Origin of the sequence: Anoxybacillus sp., from assembly GCF_036834105.1 — a bacterium.
Classification (GTDB): Bacteria; Bacillota; Bacilli; order Bacillales; family Anoxybacillaceae; genus Anoxybacillus.
This window is the reverse complement of the sequence record NZ_DAITON010000147.1, coordinates 1-5257: the sequence shown is the minus strand read 5'-3', so window position 1 is coordinate 5257 and position 5257 is coordinate 1. Positions and strand designations below refer to the sequence as shown.

Here is a 5257-nt window from a genome sequence, read left to right as displayed (position 1 = left end):
GGGCGTCGATGTTGAGAATATTTAGCTTGAAAATGATTATCATTTAGATTAGTATATATGATGATACTTACACTTAAAATATATTAGGTGGCGAACTACATGTCCTTTATTTTCAAAAACATGGAGCTTTGCTTTCTTATGCGTCAACTCTCAACGAAAGACGAGTTCACTTTTCTTCATTCATATCGCGTTACAAAAATCGCTTTATCTTTCGCGTCATTTTTAAAATTGACAGATCGACAAAAACGTGAACTTCAATTCGGAGCACTTATTCACGATATCGGCAAATTATATGTTCCTGCTCACATTTTAACGAAAAAAGGGAAACTATCGAAAGAAGAATTTGATGAAATGAAAAAACATCCTTTGTTCGGCATACGGGTACTACAAGATTACCATGTTTCAACTGAAATTTCTCACATCGTCTTATATCACCACGAACGCTGGGATGGGAAGGGGTATCCAAACAAACAAAGCGGAGAAAATATTCCCTTTCTCGCTCGGCTCGTGTCTTTAGCCGATTCACTCGAAGCGATGACCGGCATTCGCCCGTATCGCACATCACTCACATGGGAAGAAGCTTATGAAGAGATAAAAAAAGGGGCAGGCACACAATTCGACCCACGATTAACTACTTCTTTTTTGTTATGGATGGAAAATCACGTGATTCCTATTGAACGAAATACAGAAACAATTATGCAAACGATCTCAATCATCTCATAACATCCATTGACGAAAAAGCAAAATACTTTTACAATAAAAGCGAAAAGGGGCATTAGCTCAGTTGGGAGAGCGTCGTGCTGGCAGCGCGAAGGTCACCGGTTCGAGCCCGGTATGCTCCATAGAAAAAACCCTTGCCACGCAAGGGTTTTTTCTTTTACTCTTCCGTCAATTCCTCCACTGGAACGGTATGGCGTTCATGTTCCCTCCCACGCATATGTACGGTGGCTGTTCGGCTTGCTTCATCGTACCCATCAATCCAAACAGATTGACCGTGATAACATACACGAATATCATCTGGGGAAGAAACGATTTGCTTGACGCGATTTATATCCAATTTCATTCCCTCCTTTCGTTTATATCGTTTGTTTTTGTAGAAAAAATATGTAAGAAACGAGATTTTCTCGTCTACAATGATAAAAACAGGAGGGAAAATATACATGAGATGGTACGAATTTCTCGCTTCATATTGGCGGCTTTCTCCGCTTGCGCGCATCATACTAACAATTACAACGATTATTTGTTTATTTGGGATTGTCATTCATATCGTGGAGCCAAAAACATTTTCAACAACATTTGACGGAATATGGTGGGCGCTCATCACAACAACAACTATCGGTTATGGGGATCTCGTTCCGAAAACTGTCGTTGGTAAAGTTGTCGCCATCGCTCTCATTTTGCTCGGCACCGCGTTCGTCTCAGCTTATTTTGTCACGCTATCTGCGAAGGCCATTTCAAAAGAAAACGCTTTATCAGCTGGGGAGCTCCCTTATACAAAAGGTCAACATATTATTTTAGTTGGTTGGAATGAACGGATTCGCCAACTGCTCACGCTTCTACCTCCCCATGTGCCGTGCCTTGTTATCGATGAAACATTAAAGCGTTGGGATGTGCCGAAGCATATCCATTTTATTAAAGGAAATCCGACCCACGATGATGTGTGGAAAAAAGCAAACGTTTTCGAAGCCCGTACCGTCATCGTTACCGCTAACCAACATAAAAGTGAAGCAGAAGCCGACTTAGCATCTATCGTCACTCTTTTGACAATTAAAGCACTCCACCCGAATGTATATACTGTTGTCGAAGTACTAACAACACCGCAAGTCGATAATGCGAAACGAGCGGGAGCCGATGCAGTTATTGAAACGAATAAATGGATCAGTTTTTTAATGACCAATTGTCTTTCAGACACAAACATATTAAACGACATGGAACAGTTAAAGAAACATCCAATTAAGCGTTTAACTGTTCACGATGAATGGGTCGGTATGTCATTTCATACATTACTTACTGAGCTAAAAAGGGAGGGACTGTTGCTCATCGGCATTGCAAACGAGCAACAAGTGACGATCAATCCACAAGGCCATACAGCCATTCAAAAAACAGATGAGCTCATTGTGTTAATGTAATAATCGTTCTTCTACATCTTTGACAAGCATTTTTGCCATCGATACATATTTGTCTGGTATAGTTGCATCTGGGTCTTCTGGTTCCGAAAACTGATTAAACGAGGCGCTCACATTTCCGACATGCACATTGTCATCTAATCCACGTTGATATTTATGACATAGAACGTAAGGGCGCTTAAACTGAACCGTTGCCCCATATGAGTCGAGCTGTCCATCTACAGCGACAAATGGGAGGCGTAAAAATTGATAACCAACATCGTCCGCCATTTTATAGTCGAACGAACCGTGATCATAATCCCAATTTCCACCAATAACATACCCAAGCGGTTCTAATTGTTGTTCTAACACATTTAACAAAAATGTTTTCCCTTCTAGTCTAGACGGAATTTCAATCATTTGCCTCACTCCTCCTTTAGTTGTATCATACCCAAAAAAAGAGCTTTCCCTGCACGCAGGGAAAGCTCTTTTAAATTTAATTATTTCAATCGCTTTTCAAGCTCTGCTTTTTTCTCTTCGTATCCTGGTTTACCGAGCAAAGCAAACATATTTACTTTGTATGCTTCTACCCCCGGTTGATCAAACGGATTCACACCAAGTAAATAACCGCTCATCGCGCACGCCTTTTCAAAGAAATAAACGAGATAACCAAATGTATACTCATCTAATCGCGGCAATGTAACAACTAAATTCGGCACGCCCCCATCTGTATGTGCCAACAATGTCCCTTCAAACGCTTTTGTGTTAACAAAGTCAACTGTTTTTCCCGCTAAGTAATTTAAGCCGTCTAAATCATTGTCTTCTGCTTCAATCGTTAACTCATGACGTGGCGTTTCTACTTTTAACACCGTTTCAAACAAATCGCGACGTCCTTCTTGCACATATTGCCCTAAAGAATGAAGGTCAGTTGAAAAGTTCGCTGAAGCTGGGAAAATCCCTTTTTGGTCTTTTCCTTCACTTTCACCAAATAATTGTTTCCACCATTCTGCAAAATATTGCAATGCCGGTTCATAGTTAATGAGCATTTCAATTGTTTTCCCTTTGCTATACAGCACATTTCGCACCGCAGCGTATTGGTAAGCAATGTTTTCTTCTAACTCTGATTTACTGAAATCTTCACGTGCTTGTGCAGCACCTTTCATCATCGCTTCAATATTCGCTCCGCTTACTGCAATCGGCAATAAACCGACAGCTGTTAAAACAGAGTAGCGTCCTCCAACATCATCTGGAATAACGAACGTTTCATATCCTTCTTCCGTCGCTAACGTCTTTAATGCCCCACGTGCGCGATCAGTCGTCGCATAAATGCGCTTGCGCACCCCCTCTTTTCCATATTTCTCTTCAAGAAGCTTACGGAAAATACGGAAAGCAATCGCTGGCTCCGTCGTCGTTCCTGATTTTGAAATGACGTTAATTGAAAAATCTTTTCCTTCAAGTAAATCCACCACGTCGCGCATATATGTAGAACTGATGTTGTTGCCGACAAAAATAATTTGCGGCGTTTTCCGCTTTTCTGCCGGAAGGGCATTATAAAATGAATGTTGCAACATTTCGATTGCCGCGCGAGCACCTAAATAAGAGCCACCAATTCCAATAACTAACAACACATCAGAGTCTTCTTGAATTTTTTTTGCTGCTTGTTGAATGCGGGCAAACTCTTCCTTGTCATACGCGACAGGAAGGTCAATCCACCCTAAAAAGTCGTTGCCTTGACCTGTTTTTTCATGAAGAGCATGGTGCGCTACTTTCACTGCGTCACGCAAATACGTCAATTCATGTTCACCAAAAAACGATAACGCTTTCGAATAATCAAACTGAATATGCGTCATGTACGTTTCCTCCTCAAAGATGGTATCCTCTTTCACTTTAGCGAAACAAACAAAGAGAATCAAGTTGCCAAAAACCATGTAAACGGATTCATTTTGACATTTTTCGCACGTTACAAAGAAGCTTGTAAAATCGCCATGACGTCATGATGATGTAGTTTCTTAAAATTTCCAAATGGACCAAATGACATCGCTTTCTCCGCTATGATTGGCAATGAATCTTCATGAATGTGATAATCATCCAATCTGCGTGGTGCACCTAAACTGTTCCAAAACGCGCGAAGTTTTTCGATTCCTTCTAGTGCAATTTCACGATCTCCTTTCCCTTCTGGATAAACGTCAAATACACGAACAGCTAGCTGTTTAAAGCGTTCAACACGTTCATCAAGCACATGTTTCATCCAGTTCGGAAATAAAATGGCTAATCCACCTGCGTGCGGAATATCGTGCACAGCCGATACAGCATGTTCAATATTATGTGTTGCCCAATCCCCACGCAGTCCCATACGCAAAATTCCATTTAAAGCCATCGTTCCGCAATATAAAATTGTTTCGCGATGATCGACGTTTTTTAAATCTTCGATGAGTTTTGGTGCTGTTTCAATGACTGTCCGTAAAACCGCTTCACACATCCGGTCTTGTAACGGCGTGTTTGAGGCATGATGAAAATATTGTTCTAATACGTGCGACATAATATCAACAATTCCATATACTGTATGATCTCTCGGGACGGTTGTTGTATAAACAGGGTCTAAAATTGAAAATTTCGGAAAGACAGCTGGACTGCTCCAACCGTACTTTTCTTTCGTTTCCCAATTCGTAATGACAGAATTGGCATTCATCTCTGATCCTGTCGCCGCTAACGTCAACACCGTACCGAGCGGAAGGGCGTGTTGAACCGTTGTCTTCCTCGAAATAAAATCCCATGCATTTCCATTATACAATGCTCCTGCCGCAATCGCTTTCGCACAATCAATGACGCTTCCACCGCCAACAGCTAAAATAAAATCAACCTTCTCTTCACGACATATGTCAATCCCTTTTTGTACAGTAGATAAGCGTGGGTTTGGCTCAACCCCGGTCAACTCTGTCCACGACTTATTCAATGAACGTAAAATAGATACGACATCATCGTACACACCATTCTTCTTAATGCTTCCTCCACCGTATACGATTAAAATACGCTCATACGGAGCGAGCTCTTTCCTTAATTGTTCAACTTGCCCTCTTCCGAAAATTAACTTTGTTGGATTATGAAAAATAAAATGTTCCATCCAAACCCCTCCTTTTTTTCATTATTTCTAA

General features: G+C 41.1%; 6 protein-coding genes and 1 tRNA gene. 3 read left to right on the top strand and 4 right to left on the bottom strand.

Translation table 11 applies throughout. The features are described 5' to 3' along the window. Positions 1 to 99 precede the first annotated feature (99 nt). Positions 100 to 723, top strand: a complete 624-nt coding sequence (locus V7Z64_RS11635) for an HD-GYP domain-containing protein (protein WP_297987178.1) — start codon at positions 100 to 102, stop codon at positions 721 to 723. Between the two features lie 46 nt (positions 724 to 769). After that, a tRNA-Ala gene (locus V7Z64_RS11630) sits at positions 770 to 842 on the top strand. Between the two features lie 35 nt (positions 843 to 877). Here V7Z64_RS11630 and V7Z64_RS11625 read toward each other — a convergent pair. Then, on the bottom strand, positions 878 to 1057 hold the full coding sequence (locus V7Z64_RS11625) for an H-type small acid-soluble spore protein (RefSeq protein WP_297987179.1): 180 nt from the start codon (positions 1055 to 1057) through the stop codon (positions 878 to 880). A 103-nt stretch (positions 1058 to 1160) separates the two neighbouring features. On the opposite strand from V7Z64_RS11625, the gene V7Z64_RS11620 reads away from it, so the two are divergent. Continuing rightward, the gene (locus V7Z64_RS11620; RefSeq protein ID WP_297987180.1) at positions 1161 to 2129 is read left to right on the top strand and encodes a potassium channel family protein; all 969 of its coding nucleotides are present in this window, start codon (positions 1161 to 1163) and stop codon (positions 2127 to 2129) included. On the opposite strand, the gene V7Z64_RS11615 is transcribed toward V7Z64_RS11620, so the two are convergent. From V7Z64_RS11615 to V7Z64_RS11605, 3 genes are all read right to left on the bottom strand, one after another. Continuing rightward, positions 2121 to 2525, bottom strand: coding sequence for a YugN-like family protein (locus tag V7Z64_RS11615; protein ID WP_297987181.1), 405 nt, complete (start codon positions 2523 to 2525; stop codon positions 2121 to 2123). The two genes, V7Z64_RS11620 and V7Z64_RS11615, sit on opposite strands and share 9 nt — an antisense overlap. Before the next feature lie 80 nt (positions 2526 to 2605). After that, positions 2606 to 3955 (bottom strand): glucose-6-phosphate isomerase, encoded by a 1350-nt coding sequence (locus tag V7Z64_RS11610; RefSeq protein ID WP_297987182.1) that lies wholly within the window; start codon positions 3953 to 3955, stop codon positions 2606 to 2608. A 110-nt stretch (positions 3956 to 4065) separates the two neighbouring features. Next, positions 4066 to 5226 (bottom strand): iron-containing alcohol dehydrogenase, encoded by a 1161-nt coding sequence (locus V7Z64_RS11605; protein WP_297987183.1) that lies wholly within the window; start codon positions 5224 to 5226, stop codon positions 4066 to 4068. Positions 5227 to 5257 lie beyond the last annotated feature (31 nt).